The sequence below is a fragment of the Devosia sp. FKR38 genome (assembly GCF_005222805.1).
GTDB lineage: Bacteria > Pseudomonadota > Alphaproteobacteria > Rhizobiales > Devosiaceae > Devosia.
Window position 1 is genome coordinate 2073760 of record NZ_STGC01000005.1, and the last position, 17914, is coordinate 2091673.

The window sequence follows — 17914 nt, forward strand, 5'->3', positions numbered from 1 at the left end:
AACAATGACCACCGAAGTCACGCCAACGAGCGTTGCCCCCAAGAGGAACTTCAACTTCCTGTTCGCGCTCACCCTGGTGGGCCTGCTGCTGCTGCTGTGCATCGTGCTCTCGATCGCCACGCCCAGCTTTGCCACGGGCAACAATATCTCGAACCTGCTGCGTCAGGGCTCGATGATCGCCATTCTGGCCATCGGCCAGACCTTCGTCATCATCACCGCCGGCATCGACCTGTCGGTGGGCGCCGTGGTGGGCTTTTCCACCGTCGTGGTCGCCGGCCTGCTGCAGGCGGGCGTGCCCATTCCGATTGCCATCCTCATCACCCTGGCGGTGGGCCTCGCCATCGGCTGCTTCCACGCCTTCGGCATCGTCAAGATGGGCCTGCCGCCCTTCATCATCACCCTGGCGACACTGACCTCGCTGCGCGGCATCGGCCTTTTGATCACCAATGGCTCGACCATCAACATCACCAATGAGGCCTTCACCCTCTTCTCGCGCGAGAGCTTTCTGGGCGTGCCCAACCTGTTCTGGATGGTCGTGATCGTGGCCATTCCGGCCTTTGTCTTCCTGCACCTGTCCAAATGGGGCCGCTATCTCTATGCCGTCGGCTCCAATCCCGAGGCGGCGCGCCTCTCCGGCGTCTCTGTGCCCAAGATGATCTTTATCGCCTATGGCCTGTCGTCTATGTTCGCCGCCTTCGTCGGCGTCATGCTGGCCGCCCGCCTGGGCGTCGGCAATGCCACCCAGGGTGACGGCTGGGAACTGCAGGCCATTGCCTCCACCGTCATCGGCGGCACCTCGCTGTTCGGCGCCATCGGCTCGGTACACGGCCCGCTCATCGGCGCCTTCATCCTGGCCACCATCGCCAATGGCGCCAATCTGCTGAACGTCAATTCCTTCTGGCAGCGCATCATCACAGGCGTGCTGATCATCGTCATCGTCTTCTTCGACCAGCTCCGCCGCCGCAACCGCTGACGGCCAACCGTTCCCGACGACCGCAATGGCATCCGGCCCAGCCGGGTGCCATTCGCTTTTGCATAGTCTCTATACGGCCTTGGTCAATTTGGTCGCGCCACGTCCCGCGCTACATCGGCATCACACCAGCGCAACAGACGCGCTCCGCCACTCAGCCCGGGATGCCTGCCATGTCCACCACCGCTTCCGCCACCGCTTCCAACATTGTCTCCACCAACGGCGCCGTCACCGGCGGCGTGCGCAGCCTGCTGCGCCTTGAGGGCCTGTCCATCTTCGCCGCCGCCACAACGGCCTATGTCATCTCCGGCGGCAATCTCTGGCTCTTTGCAGCGCTGTTCTTCGCGCCAGACCTGTCCTTTGCCTTCTACACCGTCAGTCCGCGTCTCGGCGGCGCCGCCTATAACTTTGTACATAGCTATGCAACCGCCCTGGCCCTGGGCGCCCTCGGCTGGTTCTCGGGCATGCCCCTGCTCTGGCAGTTGGCGCTGATCCTGGCCGCGCATGCCGGCTTTGACCGCGCCATGGGCTACGGGCTGAAATACGTCACGGCCTTCAACCAGACCCACCTCGGTCGCATCGGCCGCAACAAATAGGCAGCCACAATCCGCCGGCCGCGCACCACGCGGCCAGGCACCGATCAGGGTAACACTCGGGCTCGACGCACAGGAACCGTAGGGATGGTTGCCGTCGAAGGCCTTGTCGATGGTCTGGTCTTGCGGGTCGTTACGCGCGTTTCAGTCGCGCTATCCAAAGGTCTTGATCGGGCTGCGCACCAGGCCGGTGGGCGAAATCGCCGCGTTCATCATCATCGCAGGTGTCGAGTTCGGCGTGGCCCACAATCCTGTGCCCCGCGATGGCGTGGTGCGCATTGCGCATGAAGTGTTTGAGAGCGCCGAAGCCAAATTGCTCCTGCGCAAGGGCCCAAGGCTGTCGCCGGCGGCCAACGACCAGTCACGGCTCATGTCCGCCCGCATTGCCGGTCTGGTACGATTTGCCTGAGCGGCATGGGTGTGCGCTTGCAGTCGAACCATAGGGGACGTCGATGCACCCGCTCTGGGGCAGCGCCCTGGCCAACACACGGCAAGCCTTTGCGACTTCGGGCGACCGGCAGGCTGGCGCCTGCCGGTCTGACCTGTGCAACTGGGGGGCTGCCTAGAAGGGATAGTGCTGGCCGGCGTCTTCGATCGTGACCCAGCGCAGGTCGGTGAATTCGGCGATCGCGGCCTTGCCGCCGAAGCGACCGTAGCCGGACCCCTTCATGCCCCCGAATGGCATCTGGGCCTCGTCACTCACGGTTGGGCCATTGATGTGGCAGATCCCCGATTCCAGCCGGGCGGCAACGCCGAGTGCGCGCTGGATATCGCGGCTGAACACCGCCGACGACAGTCCATACTCGGTGTCATTGGCGACGCGGATCGCTTCGTCTTCGCCATCGACGCGGATGATTGGTTTGACCGGGCCGAACGATTCCTCGGTATAGACCCGCATGGCGGGCGTGACATTGTCCAGAACAGTGGCCTCGACCACGGTTCCGCTACGATTGCCACCCGCACGCAGGACCGCGCCCTTGGCCACGGCGTCGGCCACCAGGGCCTCGTTCTTTTCGGCGGCGGCAAGGCTGATGAGGGAGCCGATCACCACATGGCCACGCGGATCGCCCGCAGGCAGTTGCGCAGCACGGGCCGCAAGCTTGTCGACGAAGGCGTCCGCGACCTTGTTGTCCACGATGATGCGCTCGGTGGACATGCAGATCTGACCCTGGTGCATATAGGCGCCAAAGATCGCCGCATTCACGGCACCATCGATATCGGCGTCATCCAGGACGATGAATGGCGCCTTGCCGCCCAACTCGAGCAGAGCGGGCTTGAGATGCCTGCCAGCCAGTTCACCGATGCGCTTGCCCACTGCCGTCGAGCCGGTGAAGTTTACACGCCGCACGGCGGGGTGCGCGATCAGGGTTTCCACGATCACCGCAGCGTCCTTGGGATCGTTGGTGATCACATTGATCACCCCCGCCGGCATGCCGGCTTCGTGCAGGCACTGCCCGATCAGTCGGTGCACGCCGGGGCAGGCCTCCGATGCCTTGAGGACCACCGTATTGCCACAGGCAATTGCCATGGCGATCGCTCGGGTTCCCAGGATCACAGGGGCGTTCCATGGTGCGATGCCCAGGCAGACGCCTGCGGGCTGGCGAATCCCCATGGCCAGGGTATTGGGCTTGTCTGACGGGATGATTTCGCCGCTGATCTGCGTGGTCATGGCGCCAGCTTCGCGCAGCATGTTGGCAGCCAGCATGACGTTGAAGCCAGCCCAAGGTGCGGTCGAACCCGTTTCCTCGATCATCAGTTGGGTGAACTCGGCCACCTTGCCGGCCATGACATCAGCAGCCTTGTTCAGCAGGGAACGACGCTGACCGGGGCCAGTCCTGGACCAGGTCTTGAAGGCCTGGGCCGCCGCCTCGACGGCAGCGTTGGCATCGGCAACGCCGGCGGCGGCGGAGCGGCTGGCCAACTGACCGGTATATGGGTCCATGCGGTCGAATGTAGCGCCGTCGGCTGCAGCGCGCGCGGCTCCATCAATAAGAAGTTCGATATCCATGACGTAATCTCCCTGCGCCTTCGCGCTTGTTGTTGGAAGCCGAGCATCTCGGCCATGTTGGAATGTACCGGCCCGGCTTTGGCCGGAACCTTGGCGCCGTCTCCCTGTCGGCGACCTGCTAAGTCCTGCGCGCTGGAGCGACTTTTCGAATCGGGAGAAGGTCGAAAGGCACAAGCCTGCGGACCAATCCCCAAAGCCCTCCTGGCAGGAATACTGTTACCATGATCGCCAAAGTACCGATGGCGATAAAATAGGCGGTCCCCGCATCGATCAGCAGCTCGCGCAGGGCGAAGTAGATTATGGCACCCAGAATGGGTCCCTCGACCGTGCCGATGCCACCCAGGATGACGATGAACAGGATCGTCGCCGTCCAGTTGATGGAAAAGCCCGACGTCGGCGAGATGTTGAGGGCAAGCAGATAGTAGGCCGCGCCAGCCGCACTTGCCAGCGCGCCGCCGATGACCAGCACGGCCATTCTCATCCAGAAGACGTTCACGCCCAGGGCTTCTGCCGCCACCTCATTGTCTCGCATCGCCCGTAGCGCCAGGCCATATTTGGAGTTCATCAGCAAGACGATGGCCAGCAGCGTGATCACCAGCACCAGGACAGCCGCGCCATAGGTCAGGGGAAGGCGGTCGACGCGGGGCACGATGCGCATCACGATCAGCGAGATGCCGCCGCCGGCGCCCAAGGCGTCCGTATGGTAGACAACCAGCCGGACGATCTCGGCGATTACCCAGGACCCGATCGCCAGCTGCGCGCCGGACAAGCGGAAGAGCGCAGGGGCAATGGCCACCGCCAGCAGGCCGCCACCGAGTGCGGCCACAGGAAGCAGATAGAAGGGCACCACGCCCATCTGGTTGGCTGTCACAAACAGCACATAGCCGCCCACGCCGATGAAGACCTGAAAACCCATCAGGAAAAGGCCCGCGAAGCCGGCTAGAACATTCCAGATCAGCGCCAGAGCGAGGACGGCACAGAACTCGATCAAAATCGTCATGGCCTTGGCGGGCATGACGAACGGTGCGATCGCCAAGGCTGCCAACGCAACACAGAGAAAGATGATGGAGCGTACGAGGTTCATGTTTGCGGTCATTGATGTCATTTCGCAAAAAGGCCGCGTGGCCGGACCAGGAGGACAACGAGAAACACGATATGCCCCAGCAGTGGCGCAAAACTTGGCTGGATCATCCCGCCCAGCGCCTGTGAAACGCCCAGGATGAGCCCGCCTGCAAAAGTGCCCCAGATCGACCCCAGGCCCCCAAGAATGACCGTCTCGAAGGCGTAGAGCATCCAGTTGCCGCCCACGAAGGGGCCAAATGTTCCCCGCATGCCAAAGAAGATGGCGGCCACTGCAGACACCGCGATCGACAAGCCCATTGCCGTGGAAAAAATGCTCTTGGTGTCGATGCCCATCAGTGTGGCCGTCCGGGCATCATCGGCTGTGGCGCGCACGGAGCGTCCGAAATTTGTGGCGTTAAACACTGCGGCGGTCAGGGCGAACACGCCAACGGACACACCAAAGGTGATGATTGGCAAAAGGCCCATGGTCAAGGGGCCGATCTGGACAGAGGCAGGCCCCAGAAAGCCGGGGTCCAGGGACGCCGTATCGGCGGTGAAGGCGAGCTGCATCGCGCTCTGCAACACCATCGACAGACCAAAGGTGATCAGCAGGGGCGATGTCTCTCCGCGCCCCATGACCCGCTCAATCAAGACGCGTTGGAGCGCCCAGCCGATGAAATACATGCCAACCACCACAACTGGCATGACGATCAACGGATGCAGGCCGGTCAGGCGCGTTGCCTCCAGGGCTGCGTAAGCGGACAGGACGATCAGGTCGCCGTGGGCAAGATTGATCTGCCGCATCAACCCCAGCGTCAGCGCAAGGCCGATGCCGAACAGGGCGTATAACGAGCCAATAAAGATGCCGTTCAGAAGGATCTCGACCATCAATGTGTCCCGAAATATGCTGCGGAAATAGCGGATCGGTCCACCTGGTCGGACCGTCCCGCCAAAGCGATCTGGCCATGCCGGATACAGGCGAAGTTGTCAGACGACGACAAGGCGCGGCCGATGTCCTGTTCGACGATGATCGTCGTCAGTCCCTCGCGCCGGATTGTCTTGAGCGCTTCATAGACAACATCGACGGCCGCGGGGGAAAGCCCGAGCGAAAGCTCGTCGCACAGCAGCGCCAGAGGATTGGACATCAGGGCTCTGCCGATCGCGACAAGCTGCTGTTGCCCGCCCGACAGAGCCATCGCATTGCGGTGTCGGAGCGGCCCGAGTGTGGGAAACAGATCGTAGATCCGCTCCAGCGTCCAGTTGCCCTGGCGCTTGCTGTTCTTGCCGAGCAGGAGGTTTTCCTCGACCGACAGGCTGGCAAACAGACGGCGCCCTTCCGGCACCACGATCAACCCACGCTGGACGATCGTGACGGGCGATAGGCCTATGATGGATTGGCCGTCAAACTGGATATCGCCCTGCTGGGCATCCAGGAGGCCGGAAAGGGTGCTGAAAAGCGTGGACTTTCCAGCACCATTGGCGCCGATCAAAGCCAGGCAATCCCCGCGCGCGACCTTGAGCTCAATGCCGAAAAGGACGGCCAATGCGCCGTAACCGGCGTGCAGGTTAGTGATCGAGATCATCGCTGTCAGGCTCCAGGCCGAGATAGATTTTACGGACCTCGGGGCTCTCCATGGTGGCCTTGGGGCTCCCGTCGGCCACGACAACCCCATTGCCCAGCACCAGCAGGCGGTCCACCGCCCCTGTCAGGATATGGACCAGATGCTCGATCCAGATGATCCCAAGGTCGGGCCCCACCAGTCCGGTCACAGTAGCGGCCAGTTCCTGGGCCTCGTCGTCCGTGAGGCCGCCGGCGATTTCGTCGAGCAGCAGCAGCGAAGGCCGGGTTGCGAGCGCACGGGCCAGTTCGAGCCGCTTGCGGTCGAGCAGCGGCAGCTTGCCCGCCAGGGCGTCTGCCCTGGCGGAAAAGTTGGTGAGGTCCATGATGTCGGCAACCAGCTCATCGGCGGCTTTGCCCCCCAGCTGCGCACCGAAACGCGCAGCGACCAGCAGGTTCTCGTAGACCGACATATCGGCAAACGCTTGTGGCACCTGAAAGGTGCGTCCTATGCCCATTTGCGCCCGCCGCGAGGCCTTCAGCGTGGACACATCAACTCCATCGAGCCGGACGCTCCCCGCATCGATCGGAAGACCACCGGAAATGGTGCCGAACAAGGTTGTCTTGCCCGAGCCATTGGGTCCGATGATTCCCAGCAGCTCTCCACGCGCCATGCTGAAGGTTACGCCCTCCAGAACAGGAGTCGCACCGTAAGACTTCGATACGCTCCGTATCTCGAGGAGGGCGTTGACCGGTTCGGACATGGTGAGCCTATGATCCCAGTTCGAGGCTGAAATCGCCACCAAGCGGCACGTCCGGCGCCGACTTGTTGTATGTGACGATCAGGTCGTAGGCGCCATCGTCCTTGAGGCGCCACTGGCCGCCGGCGATCTTGAGCTTGGCCACGTTCTTGACCGGGCTGGTGTTCCAGTCCAGCTTGCCCACCACCGTATCGATCACCTGGCTCCTTGCCGCGGCGGCGACCGCTTCGGGATTGGTGGGGTCGCCCGAGGCCTTCAATGCACCGATGCCGGCCTCCCACAGGGCGTGCACCACGCCCAGCGGCTGGGTCCAGTTACGGCCGGTCGCGGCGGTATAGGCGTCGGCAAGCTCCTTGCTGGTCTGGCCGGTAATCGACGACTTGAACGGATATTCGGGCGTCCACCAGATCTCGGTGGACATGCCATCGCCGGTGGTCCCCAGGGCTTCGATGCCCGAGGGAAACAGCAGTGCCTTGGCAACGGTAGCCACCTTGGGCTTGAAGCCGAGCTGGGCAGCCTGGCGCCAGAACACGGCCCATTCCGGCGGCGAAAACAGGCCGGTGACGATCTCAACGTTATTGTCGCGGAACAGGGCGATCTGCTGGGAGAAATCGTCTGCCCCAGGCTGGAAAGAGCCAGTCTCGACGACTTTGAAGCCGGCTGCAGCAAGGGCCGGGGGGAACCCGATGGTCGCATCGCCGAAGACCTTGCCCGGCGGATCGTTGGGCCAGCAGGACCCGATGACCTTGTTGGTCGGCAGCGAGTCCCACATCCCAACATAAAGGGAAATGATGTCCTCGATGCCCCAGAAGAAGTGGTTGACGTACTCGAAACCAACGTCCGGCTTGCCACCGAGCGGGAACATCCAGCCCTGCCAGGGGTCCATGGTCGTGATGCAGGGAACACCCGCGATCTCGCATTGCGAGGCGACGGGGACATTGGTGAGCGCATTCATGGCCAGCATCAGGTTGACCTGGTCGCCGTTGATGAACTGCGCTGCAATCGTGGACGCACGATCCGGATTGGACTGGTCATCGGCCGTCACGATCTCGATATCGTAGGTCGTGCCGCCGATCTCCAGCCCGTCCTTGAACGCCTGCTGCACGAGCGGGATCAGGAACGGGTCGGCTTCGGCAAATGGCGCCATATTGCCGGTGGCGCCGGTGATATAGCCGATCTTGAGCTTCTGGGTGGCGGCAATCGCCGGCATCGGGAACGTTGAACCGAGCGCGAGCGCCCCTCCGGCCTTAAGAAGGGTGCGGCGCGACAGCGACGTCCCTGCGGATACTGTCTTGGACATGTCTTCCCTCTCTTGCGGCAAGCAGGCGACCTTCGCCAGGGCTTGCACTGTCAGAACGCTAGCGAGACGAACTTCTTGACGATATCGACATAAATGTTGAAGCTTTCCGTCCCAGCGCGGCGAGAGGAGAACCGCGGGCGTTGGCATGAACCTTGCAGGTTCTTGGGTAAGGAGGCTCAAGATGGTTGCTGTCAGGGACTTCAATTCCGACGACATGAACCGCTTCGGGGAGGTCATCGCCCGCCTCGAGCGATCGGGTCCGTTCGATGATATCCGTAAGCTGGTACTGCCCGATATCGTGAAATTGTTGAAGGCCGACTTCGGCGCTTCATATGTGTGGAACGGGGCGACAGGACATTCTGAAGATGTCTATGCGTGCAATATATCTGCAGCCAATCTTGCCCGATACAAGGACTGGTTTCAGTATTGCGACCCTATGAGCGAAAAACTCCGCTCCAAAAGACGGGCAGCGCTGGTCGATGAAGTCATCGACAGATCTGCCTTGATGCGGTCTGAATTCTACAATGACTTCCTGCTCGATGAAGGAATGTACTCCGGTATCAACCTGTTCCTGTTTGATCGCGACCTTGATATCGGCGACTTTCGAATCTGGCGCAATGCCCGCCAGCCGGAGTTCTCTGATCGGGAACTCGGCATCATGGACGCATTGAGCCCGTTTCTGACGCGCGCGCTGATGCGAACGAAACGATATTGGGCAGGCACCACGAGCCGCGAAAGAGAAGTGGTCGAGCTGGTCGCACGCGGGTGTACCGATCATGACATTGCTCGAATTTTAGGCATAAGCTTTGGTACTGTGCGCACACATATCAATCGGCTGCTCGAAAAACGGTCATGCGCCAACCGCGCGGAGCTGGCCGCCATGTTCTCGTCCCGGCCAGAGTGATCAGCCTGTGTCTGCAATTCTGTCGATATCCACCTGGCTGTACTAAAGTCATGTTGCGCCCGTTCAGCGAACGGGAAGCAAAATGGTGCAGCTTTACGATCTTTCCGCCAGCCAGGTGATCAGGGGCCTCAACGCAGGCGACTTTTCCACCCTGGAGCTGGTTGATACCCTCGTGGCAAGATGTGACGAGCGACGCGCGCTGAATGCCTTTGTCGAGCTCGATACCGACGCCATAAGGAACGCCGCCCTAGCCGCCGATCGCGACAGGGAAGGCGGGCACGTCGGGGCGCTGGCGGGACTGCCTGTTACGTTCAAGGACAATATCGCGGTCAGGGGACAGCGGTGCGCCGCGGGCACGCGCGCGCTGAACGCCTACCGCCCGGCGCAGGACGCGGCCGTGGTCCAGCGGCTCCTGTCTTCGGGCGCAATAGCCTTTGGTCGTAGCGGCATGCATGAACTGGCACTGGGCGCGACCTCCAACAATAAGGCCTTTGGCGCCGTGCACAATCCGCACCGACTGGACCATGTTCCTGGCGGATCATCTGGCGGGACGGGGTCTGCGGTCGCCGCACGCCTTGTTCCAGCTGGCATCGGCACGGACACAGGCGGGTCGGTGCGCGTGCCGGCCGCGCTTTGCGGTGTGCATGGGTTTCGCCCCTCGACCGGTCGGTGGCCCACCAAGGGCATTGTACCGCTATCGGCATCCCGTGACACGCCAGGACCCATTGCCCGGAGCGTTGAAGACCTGGTGCTGCTTGACCAGGCCGTGACCGGCGACTGGTCCGCTGCGCCTGGGGCCAGCATCAAGGGACTAAGGCTTGGCATACCGCAGACCAGGTTCTGGTCGGCACTAACGGCGGAGGTCGAGACGGCATGCCGCAAGGCCCTGGACACCCTCGTCGCCGAGGGAGCGGTGCTGGTCGAGGTTGATGTGGCCGCCTTGTTGGACCTTGTGGATGACATCAGCTTTGTCATTGCGATGTTTGAGACGCGGGCCGAACTCGCGCAGTTTGTTGTCGGCCTGGATTGCGGCCCGACATATCAAGAACTGGTCGCAGGCGTGGCCGGCAATGACGTGCGCGCAATCTTTGCCGGCGCAGGAGCCGATCCGGCCACCTATCATCAGGCCCTGACGCGTGGTCTGCCGGCGCTTCGTGCGCAGTATAGCGCCGCCTTTGCCGACAATGGGCTGGACGCCATGGTCTTCCCGACCGTGCCGATTGCCGCGCCCCTGATTGGCGCGGATGAGGTCGTGATGATCGACGGTCAGCCGCGCCCCACTTTCCAGACGCTCATCCGCAACACCGACCCGGGCGCGTGTGCAGGCATCCCCGGCATCAGCCTGAACTGCGGCGCCACCAGCGACAATCTTCCCATTGGCCTTGCCTTCGATGCGGATTTCGGGGCCGACCGGCGCCTCCTGGGTTTGGGCTTGGCCGCGGAGCGGTTTTTTCCCGCTGCGCCCTTGCCGGGGTGAACCGGCATCGATCGCACGGCCAAGAGGGGTCGGCAGTAATGTGTATTGTTGGCCCCCGGTACAATCGAAGACACTGAATTGAGACAACGGAGAACGCTATGAAGCCGATCAAGGCAGCTGCGGTTCAGGCCGCGCCGGTATTTATGGACCTGGACGCGTCGATCACCAAGGCGGAGCAATACATCAATCAGGCGGCTGCCAATGGGGCTGCCCTTGTGGCATTTCCCGAAACCTGGTTGCCCGGCTATCCGTGGTTCGTCTGGATGGGAGCGCCGGTTGAAGCCATCCCATTCGTTCCGCGCTACCATCTCAACAGCTTCTCGATCAATTCCGAGCCGATGCGGCGCCTGCAGGCGATTGCGGCGAAGGCCTCTGTGACCGTGGTCATGGGGTTCTCCGAAGTCGAGGGAAGCTCCCGCTACATGTCCCAGGCAACGATCGGGCCGGATGGCGCGCTGCTGTCGGTCCGGCGCAAGCTCAAGCCCACCCATGTCGAGCGCACGATCTTTGGCGAGGGCGACGGCTCCGACCTGGTTGTCGTGGACTCCGAATTCGGGCGCCTGGGGGCGCTCAATTGCTGGGAGCACGTTCAACCCCTGGTCAAGATGGCCATGTATGCCCAGCATGAGGAAGTCCACGTCGCAGCCTGGCCAAGCTTCTGCCTGATGCGCGACATCGCCCACACGCTGGGGCCGGAGGTGAACAACGCCGCGGCCATGCTCTATGCGGTGGAGGGCAGCTGCTTTGTCGTGGCGCCCTGCGCGATCGTCAGCCAGGAGATGTTCGACATGGTTGCGAGCACGCCCGAAAAGGCCAATCTGCTGAATACGCGGGGCGGCAAGCCGGGTGGCGGCTTCACCAAGATCTACGCGCCCGATGGCAGGTCAATCGGCAATGAACTGGCGGAAGACGAAGAGGGCATTGTCTATGCGGAGCTGGATCCAACGCTGATCCTGATCGCCAAGGCCGCCGCCGATCCCGCCGGACACTATTCTCGTCCCGATGCGGTTCGACTTGTGGTCGACCGAACCAGGAGACGCGTCCTGACCGAGCTCAACGTCCAGCCGCCGGGCCCACCTCCGGCCACACGGCGGGCGTCTGAGCCGGCGGTTGGCAGCGAAGACTAGATCCGGCGCCAAGTCACTGCCCCCGGCCCAGGTCGGGGGCAGTCCGCTCTTGTCGGCGCCCGTCGCATCCGGCTGCCTGCATTCTGTGTCCGTCACAACGGAGCGCTGGCGCACGGTCGTTGAGACATGTTGAGCCGATCGGCCGCCATGGCTTGGCATTCGGTTGCGGCGGAGAGAACGCCAGGCCAGGCGAGCGTTTCGAGCGTGTCCCTAGCGCGCCGGTCCACCTGGGTTTGGGGCCCGCTCGAGAGCCGTCAGCAGGCTGGCCAGCGTCGATGTGACCGGTGTTGGGACCGCCAGGTCGCGTCCCGCCTTGCCGACCGCGCCGGTAATGGTGCTGATCTCCATCGCCCGGCCGGCCAACCTGTCTTGCAGCATGGATGGCTTGTGCGTCCCGTGATTGGCAAATGCATGCGCGACAGCGGCCTGTATGTGACCCCGGTCAACGCCGATGCCATGGGCCAAAGCGACCGCCACGGTCTCTGCCACCACCGCGAAGACCACATCGCGTGCTTCAGCGCTTTCGGACATTTCGCCGACGGTCAGACCGGTCAGCGCGGCCGTCGAATTGAGTGCCGCGTTGAAGGCGAGCTTCTCCCAGATCGCGATCTTGACCATGGGGTCGAGTTGGCAATTGAGGCCAGCGTCATCCAATGCCTTGCCCACGAGCCGAAGCTGTTCGGAATCCCGGCCGTCGGCGGACCAGATCCTGACTTCCCCCGTCCCGGGAACAGAGACGAACCCGGGCTCGCGCGGCGTCGAGGGCCAGTTGGTCATGCCCATGACAATGCGCTGCTCCGGCACGAACTGCTGGATGGCTTCCACATTGCCGATGCCGTTCTGCACAGTGAGTGCCCAGGTTTGGGCGCCAATGAGATGTTGGGCCGCCGTGAGGGCCGACGTGGTGTGGATACCCTTGGTGAAGATGATCACCAGGTCGAATGCTTGCCTGTAGTGATCCGCCGGGCCGATCGGCATGGCGTTGATCGTGTCACCGAACACGCCGGTCAGGCGCAGCCCATTCGTCGAGATTGCCTCGATGAGCGGGCGGGACACCTCGACCAGCGAGACCGCGTGCCCGCTCTGTGCCAGTCGGGCGGCAAACAGGCCACCCATTGCGCCGGCGCCGATAACCGCAATCCGCATGTCCCACTTCCTCCAGGCCTGCTTCGTGACGCCATCATCGCATCGCCGGCGGCGAGCAGCAATATACTTTGGTCTCAAATTATTTGATATCAAACTATATTGCCTGTTTCGGACGTCGCCGCTAACCTGACAGGGTCCGCATCTGACGGCGCTGACATGGCATGGCTCAAAGCAGGCGGGGCGAGATGGCGAAGGCGGTGCAAGGCAAGGCGACCGATGTGGCGGTGGGGGCGGCGGACGCTGCCGATGGTCCCGTTCCATCTGTGTTCGGGGATGTGATCGGATACCACCTGAGGCTGGCCCAGGAGGCGTCCTTTGCAGCCTTCAGTGCCGCAGCGGACAAAGCCGGGCTCAAACCCGGATGGTACACCATCCTTACCGTCCTGGCCGAGAAAGGGCCGCTCACCCCATCCGATCTCGGCCGCCTTTGCGGCCGGGATCGCTCGACGCTGACATCAACGCTCAAGGGGCTGGCCAGCCAGCAATTGATCGTGCGGGAGCGCAAGCCGGAAGATCAGCGCAGCTACAGCGTGCAGCTCACGGCGCAGGGGCGCTTGGTGCAGGACCGGCTGCGGTCCGTCGCCCTTGATCATGATCGCCGCCTCGACGGCATCGTCGGCAAGGACAAGCAGCGCCTCGTACAGCTCCTCGCCAAGATAACCCAGTCGCTATCCAGCCAGTAAAGCCCGACATCTGCGGTCGCTCCTCGGCGCCGCAAGTTCCACCAATGGTCCGTCGTCCATGCCAGAGAGTCCAGACATGAGCAATTCCAAGCCTGAAATGATCACTGCCGGCGGGGCCATCCTGGCGCGTCTCAAGGCCATCGGCGTCGACTATATCTTCGCCAATTCGGGCACGGATTTCCCTCCGATCATCGAGGGACTGGCCGAAGCCAAGGCAAAGGACATCCCGCTTCCGCACACCGTCATCATTCCGCACGAGAATGCGGCCATGGGAATGGCCCACGGCTACTATCTGGCCACCGGCAGGGCCCAGGCCGTCATGGCCCATACCAATGTGGGGCTGGCCAATTGTGCCATCGGCGCCATCAATGCGGCCATGGAGCATGTTCCGATCCTGCTTTTTTCGGGGCGCACGCCGGCTGTCGAACAGGGCCGTCTTGGCGCACGCACCGTCCCCATCAGCTGGGGGCAGGAAATGCGCGATCAGGCCGCCATGATCCGCGAAGTGGTCAAGTGGGACTATGAGCTGCGCTTCCCAGAGCAAGCCGTCGATATCGTCGACCGCGCCTTTGCGGTGGCCAATTCCACGCCACGCGGGCCGGTCTATCTCAGCCTGCCGCGCGAGGTGCTTTGCCAGCTGTGTCCCGCAGACGAGCTGGACGGTCCCGGTCGCATGGTCCCCGCCATTGCGTCGCCCCGGCCTGCCGACATCGAAAGCGCCGCACGCCTGCTGAGCCAGGCCAAGCGGCCCCTGATCATCGCCCAGCGCGGTGCCGGATCGGCGGCCGGCTTCGAGTTGCTCTCCAGGTTCGTCCTCGACTGGGGCATTCCGGTCTGCCAATACTGGGCCCTGCAGCTTGCCGTACCCACCGACCACCCGATGGCTGTCGGCATGGACCCGGCAAAATGGCTCGCCGAAGCGGACCTGATCCTGGTCATCGACTCCCTGGCCCCATGGTCTCCCGATATCCATGCCCTGGCTGATGGCTGCAAAGTGGTGCATATCGGCCAGGATCCGCTCTACGCCAATGTTCCGGTGCGCAATTTCAAGTGCGATCTCGCGCTGGTGGGCGATACCGACGTCGTCTTGTCCGAACTGTCCCTGGCAGCCTCTGCCTATCTCGGGCAGACAGAGTCGGCGCGCGAAACGCGCCGTTCTCATGTGCGTGCGGCCGCCGCCAACCGCCGCGCCGCCGTCACGCGTGAGGCCGAAAACGGCGGAGCCAACCCGATGACCAAGGCCTTTGTCAGCCATTGCCTGTCAATGGCCATCGAGGGGCGACTGACCGCGATCCTGTCCGAACTCGGGGTGCCCCTGGAGTTTTTAACGCTGCATGACCATGCGTCCTGGTTCCAGGAGCCGCATTCGGGTGGGCTGGGATGGTGCTTCCCGGCAAGTCTGGGCATGAAGCTGGCACAGCCCGACACGCTGGTGATCGCCACCATGGGCGATGGATCCTACATGTTTTCCAATCCCGTCGCGTGCCACCAGATTGCCGAGGCCATGGGCATTCCGGTGCTGGTGCTGGTGCTCAACAATTCGGAATGGGGCGCCGTCCGGCAGTCGGTGATCGGCATCTATCCGGACGGCTATGCGGCAAAGTCCAATGTCATGCCGCTGGTCTCCCTCTCACCCACGCCGGACTTTGCGCAGGTGGCGGCCGCCAGCCGCGCCTGGTCCGTAAGGGTGGACCGCCACCAAGACCTGCCAGCGGCGCTGGACGAGGCCATCACACAGGTGATGGACAACAAGAGACATGCCCTGGTGGAGATCAATATCGCGCCGTGAACCGGCAGGACTGACCCACACAACCCTGCGGCCTGGCGCAAACTAGACGTTGGGGCAACGCCGACCATGCCATGCGCGGGTCGGCGCGTGGCCACATAGTGATGCCGAGCAAACGAACTGTTTTGCGAACGCCACCCGGGCCATGAGCTATTCTAGTGCCGGGTCAAATTGATGGATCGCCAATAAGTGCGCCCAGAGCAACTGCGCGACCTGGCGAGCTCGCCACGGTGGCTGAGCACAAGACCGGGTTCTTTTGGGAGGCGGTCGGGCGGCGGCTTGTGGTGGATCAGACCAGCGAGCTACCCTTCCGCATCCTACCCCCCCTAGGACCGCAACGAAGCACTGACCGGACCAACCGCTTGCAGGAAATCGAATGGACCGCCCGAACGGCCGGAATAGGACGCACAGCTGCGCTTCTGTCTGGGGGAACCGTCAGGCAGCGGTCGGATCATAGCCGGCAAGTCGTTGTTCTTCGCGCATTATATCGTACCGCCGGGAGACGAAGCGAGCGTCTCTCGGGGAAGACTGTGGAAATTTCCGCCAGAGGCGAAACTGGCAGCATCTGTGGCAAAGTGCTTTCAGCCAGCGTTTCGATGGATGAGCACGCCAGAGAACAGGGACGGCTGGGCCCGCCTCAATGCGCTCGCAGAAAGAACCCGAGCGTCCTGGCGTTTCGTCTGTTTGAGCGCCACGGCCTCATCGGTCCCGCGTGATCCCGTCGTGGGGGCGAAGGCCAAGCCCCACAAACAAGGTAGAGCCCGTTCGGCAACTGTTCGGTGCAACTGCGACTCTGGCTCGATGGTGGACGGCCTGCGACAATGCCGGCTTGGGTCTTGCTGGCGTGGATCCTGACAGGGATCTCCAAGATTGCCTCGGCCGTCTCACAGATTGGCATAGTTCGGCCCGTCGCCGCCTTCGGGCGCCGTCCAGGTGATGTTCTGGTTGGGGTCCTTGATGTCGCAGGTTTTGCAGTGGACGCAGTTCTGCGCGTTGATCTGGAAGCGGGGACCAGTTGGCTCGACGATCCATTCGTAGACGCCCGCCGGGCAGTAGCGCGTCGAAGGCCCGCCAAATTCGGCGTATTCGCTTTGCTGCTGCAGCTGCGGACTGGCAACCCTGAGGTGGACGGGTTGCGTCTCCCTGTGGTTGGTTCCGGACAGAAACACCGAAGAGAGTCGATCAAACGTCAGCCGTCCATCCGGCTTGGGATAGGCAATGGGCTGGTGCAGGCCTGCTGGATCCAGGCAGGCGTGATCGGGCTTGCCATGGCGCAGCGTGCCCAGGGGCGACCAGTTCAACAGCTGGTTGAGCCACATCTCGATGCCGCCCAGCACGACACCGCCCCAGAGCCCCAGCTTGGAAAACAGCGGCTTGATATTGCGGACCGGGAACAGGTCGCGGCCGATCGCGCTGTCGCGCCAGGCGGCGTCATAGGCACTGACCATGTCGCCCTGGCGGCCCGCCTTGAGGGCGGCGACCAGGTGATCGGCGGCCAGCATGCCGGAGCGCATCGCATTGTGACTACCCTTGATGCGCGGCAGATTGACGAAGCCGGCGGCATCACCCACCAGCATGCCACCGGGGAAGACCAGCTGGGGAACCGACTGATAGCCGCCCGACGAGATGGCCCGGCTGCCATAGGCGATGCGCTTGGCGCCTTCGAACACCGGCTTGATGGCGGGATGCGTCTTGAAACGCTGGAACTCCTCGAAGGGGGAGAGGTGGGGATTTCTGTAATTGAGATGAACCACGAAGCCGACCACGATCTGGCCATCGCCCATGTGATAGAGGAAGGAGCCCCCCGCAGTCATCGGGCTGAGTGGCCAGCCAAAGCTGTGCTGCACCAGGCCGGGCCGATGCCGGCCGGGATCGACCTGCCAGATTTCCTTGAAGCCGATGCCATATTTCTGCGTATCGGCGCTGCGATCGAGACCAAAGCGCGCAATGGCCATCTTGGATAAGGAGCCCCGGCAGCCTTCGGCCAGCAGCGTATAGCGACCGATCAGCTCCATACCCTGCTGGTAGTCCGGCCCTGGCTGGCCAGCCTTGTCCAGACCCATGTCGCCGGTGGCAATGCCGGTGATGGTTCCCTTGGCCATGCCCAACAGTTCGGTCGCCGCGAAGCCGGGGTAGATTTCCACGCCCAGCGCCTCCGCCTTGGCGGCCAGCCAGCGACAGACATTGCCGAGCGAGACGACGAAATTGCCGTGGTTGGACAAGAGCGGCGGCATGACGAGATTGGGGATGGCAAAGGCGCGTTTGCGCCCCAGGATGAGATAGCGGTCCTCGGTCACCGGCACCCTGGCCTCTGGGCATTCGTCGCGCCAGTCAGGGGCCAGTTCGTCAAGCGCGGCCGGATCGATGACCGCGCCCGACAGGATATGGCCGCCCACCTCGGCGGCTTTTTCGACCACAACAACCGACAGGGTGCTGTCGGCCTGCTTGAGGCGGATCGCTGCGGCCAGGCCCGCAGGCCCTGCCCCCACGATCACCACATCAAAGTGCATCTGTTCGCGTTCAGTCATTGCTGTCGCCA

At 63.0% G+C, this 17914-nt stretch carries 16 protein-coding genes; 8 read left to right on the plus strand and 8 right to left on the minus strand.

Annotation, left to right across the window (positions count from 1 at the left end):
• The first annotated feature begins 4 nt into the window (after positions 1-4).
• The 3 genes from E8M79_RS14970 (at position 5) to E8M79_RS14980 (ending at position 1972) form a co-directional block, all read left to right on the plus strand.
• A complete protein-coding gene (locus E8M79_RS14970; RefSeq protein ID WP_137152660.1) occupies positions 5-973 on the plus strand; it encodes an ABC transporter permease in 969 nt (322 codons plus the stop codon).
• Positions 974-1143: 170 nt separating this feature from the next.
• Positions 1144-1566, plus strand: coding sequence for a DUF4260 domain-containing protein (locus E8M79_RS14975; RefSeq protein WP_137152661.1), 423 nt, complete (start codon positions 1144-1146; stop codon positions 1564-1566).
• Positions 1567-1654: 88 nt separating this feature from the next.
• Positions 1655-1972 carry a hypothetical protein gene (locus tag E8M79_RS14980; RefSeq protein WP_137152662.1) on the plus strand — a complete coding sequence of 106 codons (318 nt, stop codon included), beginning with the start codon at positions 1655-1657 and terminating at the stop codon, positions 1970-1972.
• A 153-nt stretch (positions 1973-2125) separates the two neighbouring features.
• Here the strand turns inward: E8M79_RS14980 and E8M79_RS14985 are convergent, their stop codons facing one another.
• The 6 genes from E8M79_RS14985 to E8M79_RS15010 all read right to left on the minus strand — a co-directional run bounded on the left by E8M79_RS14985 (position 2126) and on the right by E8M79_RS15010 (position 8252).
• The gene (locus E8M79_RS14985) at positions 2126-3571 is read right to left on the minus strand and encodes an aldehyde dehydrogenase (protein ID WP_137152663.1); all 1446 of its coding nucleotides are present in this window, start codon (positions 3569-3571) and stop codon (positions 2126-2128) included.
• A gap of 118 nt (positions 3572-3689) precedes the next feature.
• Positions 3690-4655 carry a branched-chain amino acid ABC transporter permease gene (locus E8M79_RS14990; RefSeq protein WP_171015880.1) on the minus strand — a complete coding sequence of 322 codons (966 nt, stop codon included), beginning with the start codon at positions 4653-4655 and terminating at the stop codon, positions 3690-3692.
• Positions 4656-4672: 17 nt separating this feature from the next.
• Entirely contained in the window at positions 4673-5521 is an 849-nt protein-coding gene (locus E8M79_RS14995) for a branched-chain amino acid ABC transporter permease (RefSeq protein ID WP_137152665.1), read from the minus strand.
• Positions 5521-6216, minus strand: a complete 696-nt coding sequence (locus E8M79_RS15000) for an ABC transporter ATP-binding protein (RefSeq protein WP_137152666.1) — start codon at positions 6214-6216, stop codon at positions 5521-5523. Before E8M79_RS15000 ends, E8M79_RS14995 begins: the two co-directional genes overlap by 1 nt.
• Positions 6200-6955, minus strand: a complete 756-nt coding sequence (locus E8M79_RS15005) for an ATP-binding cassette domain-containing protein (protein WP_137152667.1) — start codon at positions 6953-6955, stop codon at positions 6200-6202. The genes E8M79_RS15000 and E8M79_RS15005 overlap by 17 nt, the downstream gene beginning before the upstream one ends.
• Before the next feature lie 7 nt (positions 6956-6962).
• Complete coding sequence (locus tag E8M79_RS15010; protein ID WP_205747914.1) at positions 6963-8252, minus strand: ABC transporter substrate-binding protein; 1290 nt, start codon at positions 8250-8252, stop codon at positions 6963-6965.
• Positions 8253-8433: 181 nt separating this feature from the next.
• On the opposite strand from E8M79_RS15010, the gene E8M79_RS15015 reads away from it, so the two are divergent.
• The 3 genes from E8M79_RS15015 to E8M79_RS15025 all read left to right on the plus strand — a co-directional run bounded on the left by E8M79_RS15015 (position 8434) and on the right by E8M79_RS15025 (position 11760).
• The gene (locus E8M79_RS15015) at positions 8434-9156 is read left to right on the plus strand and encodes a helix-turn-helix transcriptional regulator (RefSeq protein WP_137152668.1); all 723 of its coding nucleotides are present in this window, start codon (positions 8434-8436) and stop codon (positions 9154-9156) included.
• Between the two features lie 82 nt (positions 9157-9238).
• Positions 9239-10633 carry an indoleacetamide hydrolase gene (iaaH, locus tag E8M79_RS15020; protein WP_137152669.1) on the plus strand — a complete coding sequence of 465 codons (1395 nt, stop codon included), beginning with the start codon at positions 9239-9241 and terminating at the stop codon, positions 10631-10633.
• A 98-nt stretch (positions 10634-10731) separates the two neighbouring features.
• A complete protein-coding gene (locus E8M79_RS15025; protein ID WP_137152670.1) occupies positions 10732-11760 on the plus strand; it encodes a carbon-nitrogen hydrolase family protein in 1029 nt (342 codons plus the stop codon).
• Between the two features lie 210 nt (positions 11761-11970).
• Here E8M79_RS15025 and E8M79_RS15030 read toward each other — a convergent pair whose 3' ends face one another.
• Positions 11971-12906, minus strand: coding sequence for a ketopantoate reductase family protein (locus E8M79_RS15030; protein ID WP_137152671.1), 936 nt, complete (start codon positions 12904-12906; stop codon positions 11971-11973).
• Positions 12907-13091: 185 nt separating this feature from the next.
• Here E8M79_RS15030 and E8M79_RS15035 point away from each other — a divergent pair, with 185 nt between their 5' ends.
• A complete protein-coding gene (locus tag E8M79_RS15035; RefSeq protein ID WP_171015881.1) occupies positions 13092-13589 on the plus strand; it encodes a MarR family transcriptional regulator in 498 nt (165 codons plus the stop codon).
• 76 nt (positions 13590-13665) lie between these two features.
• Positions 13666-15378 (plus strand): thiamine pyrophosphate-requiring protein, encoded by a 1713-nt coding sequence (locus tag E8M79_RS15040; RefSeq protein WP_205747915.1) that lies wholly within the window; start codon positions 13666-13668, stop codon positions 15376-15378.
• A gap of 881 nt (positions 15379-16259) precedes the next feature.
• On the opposite strand, the gene E8M79_RS15045 is transcribed toward E8M79_RS15040, so the two are convergent.
• Complete coding sequence (locus E8M79_RS15045; protein ID WP_137152674.1) at positions 16260-17903, minus strand: electron transfer flavoprotein-ubiquinone oxidoreductase; 1644 nt, start codon at positions 17901-17903, stop codon at positions 16260-16262.
• Positions 17904-17914: the final 11 nt, after the last annotated feature.

Bases quoted from the DNA above. Each gene is read 5' to 3' on its own strand.
- E8M79_RS15035 (WP_171015881.1), top strand. From the start codon at position 13,092: ATGGCGAAGGCGGTGCAAGGCAAGGCGACCGATGTGGCGGTGGGGGCG.
- E8M79_RS14995 (WP_137152665.1), bottom strand. From the start codon at position 5,521: ATGGTCGAGATCCTTCTGAACGGCATCTTTATTGGCTCGTTATACGCC.
- E8M79_RS15000 (WP_137152666.1), bottom strand. From the start codon at position 6,216: ATGATCTCGATCACTAACCTGCACGCCGGTTACGGCGCATTGGCCGTC.
- E8M79_RS15025 (WP_137152670.1), top strand. From the start codon at position 10,732: ATGAAGCCGATCAAGGCAGCTGCGGTTCAGGCCGCGCCGGTATTTATG.
- E8M79_RS15040 (WP_205747915.1), top strand. From the start codon at position 13,666: ATGAGCAATTCCAAGCCTGAAATGATCACTGCCGGCGGGGCCATCCTG.
- E8M79_RS15045 (WP_137152674.1), bottom strand. From the start codon at position 17,903: ATGACTGAACGCGAACAGATGCACTTTGATGTGGTGATCGTGGGGGCA.
- E8M79_RS14975 (WP_137152661.1), top strand. From the start codon at position 1,144: ATGTCCACCACCGCTTCCGCCACCGCTTCCAACATTGTCTCCACCAAC.
- E8M79_RS15005 (WP_137152667.1), bottom strand. From the start codon at position 6,955: ATGTCCGAACCGGTCAACGCCCTCCTCGAGATACGGAGCGTATCGAAG.
- E8M79_RS14970 (WP_137152660.1), top strand. From the start codon at position 5: ATGACCACCGAAGTCACGCCAACGAGCGTTGCCCCCAAGAGGAACTTC.
- E8M79_RS15010 (WP_205747914.1), bottom strand. From the start codon at position 8,252: ATGTCCAAGACAGTATCCGCAGGGACGTCGCTGTCGCGCCGCACCCTT.
- E8M79_RS15030 (WP_137152671.1), bottom strand. From the start codon at position 12,906: ATGCGGATTGCGGTTATCGGCGCCGGCGCAATGGGTGGCCTGTTTGCC.
- E8M79_RS14985 (WP_137152663.1), bottom strand. From the start codon at position 3,571: ATGGATATCGAACTTCTTATTGATGGAGCCGCGCGCGCTGCAGCCGAC.
- E8M79_RS14990 (WP_171015880.1), bottom strand. From the start codon at position 4,655: ATGAACCTCGTACGCTCCATCATCTTTCTCTGTGTTGCGTTGGCAGCC.
- E8M79_RS15015 (WP_137152668.1), top strand. From the start codon at position 8,434: ATGGTTGCTGTCAGGGACTTCAATTCCGACGACATGAACCGCTTCGGG.
- iaaH (WP_137152669.1), top strand. From the start codon at position 9,239: ATGGTGCAGCTTTACGATCTTTCCGCCAGCCAGGTGATCAGGGGCCTC.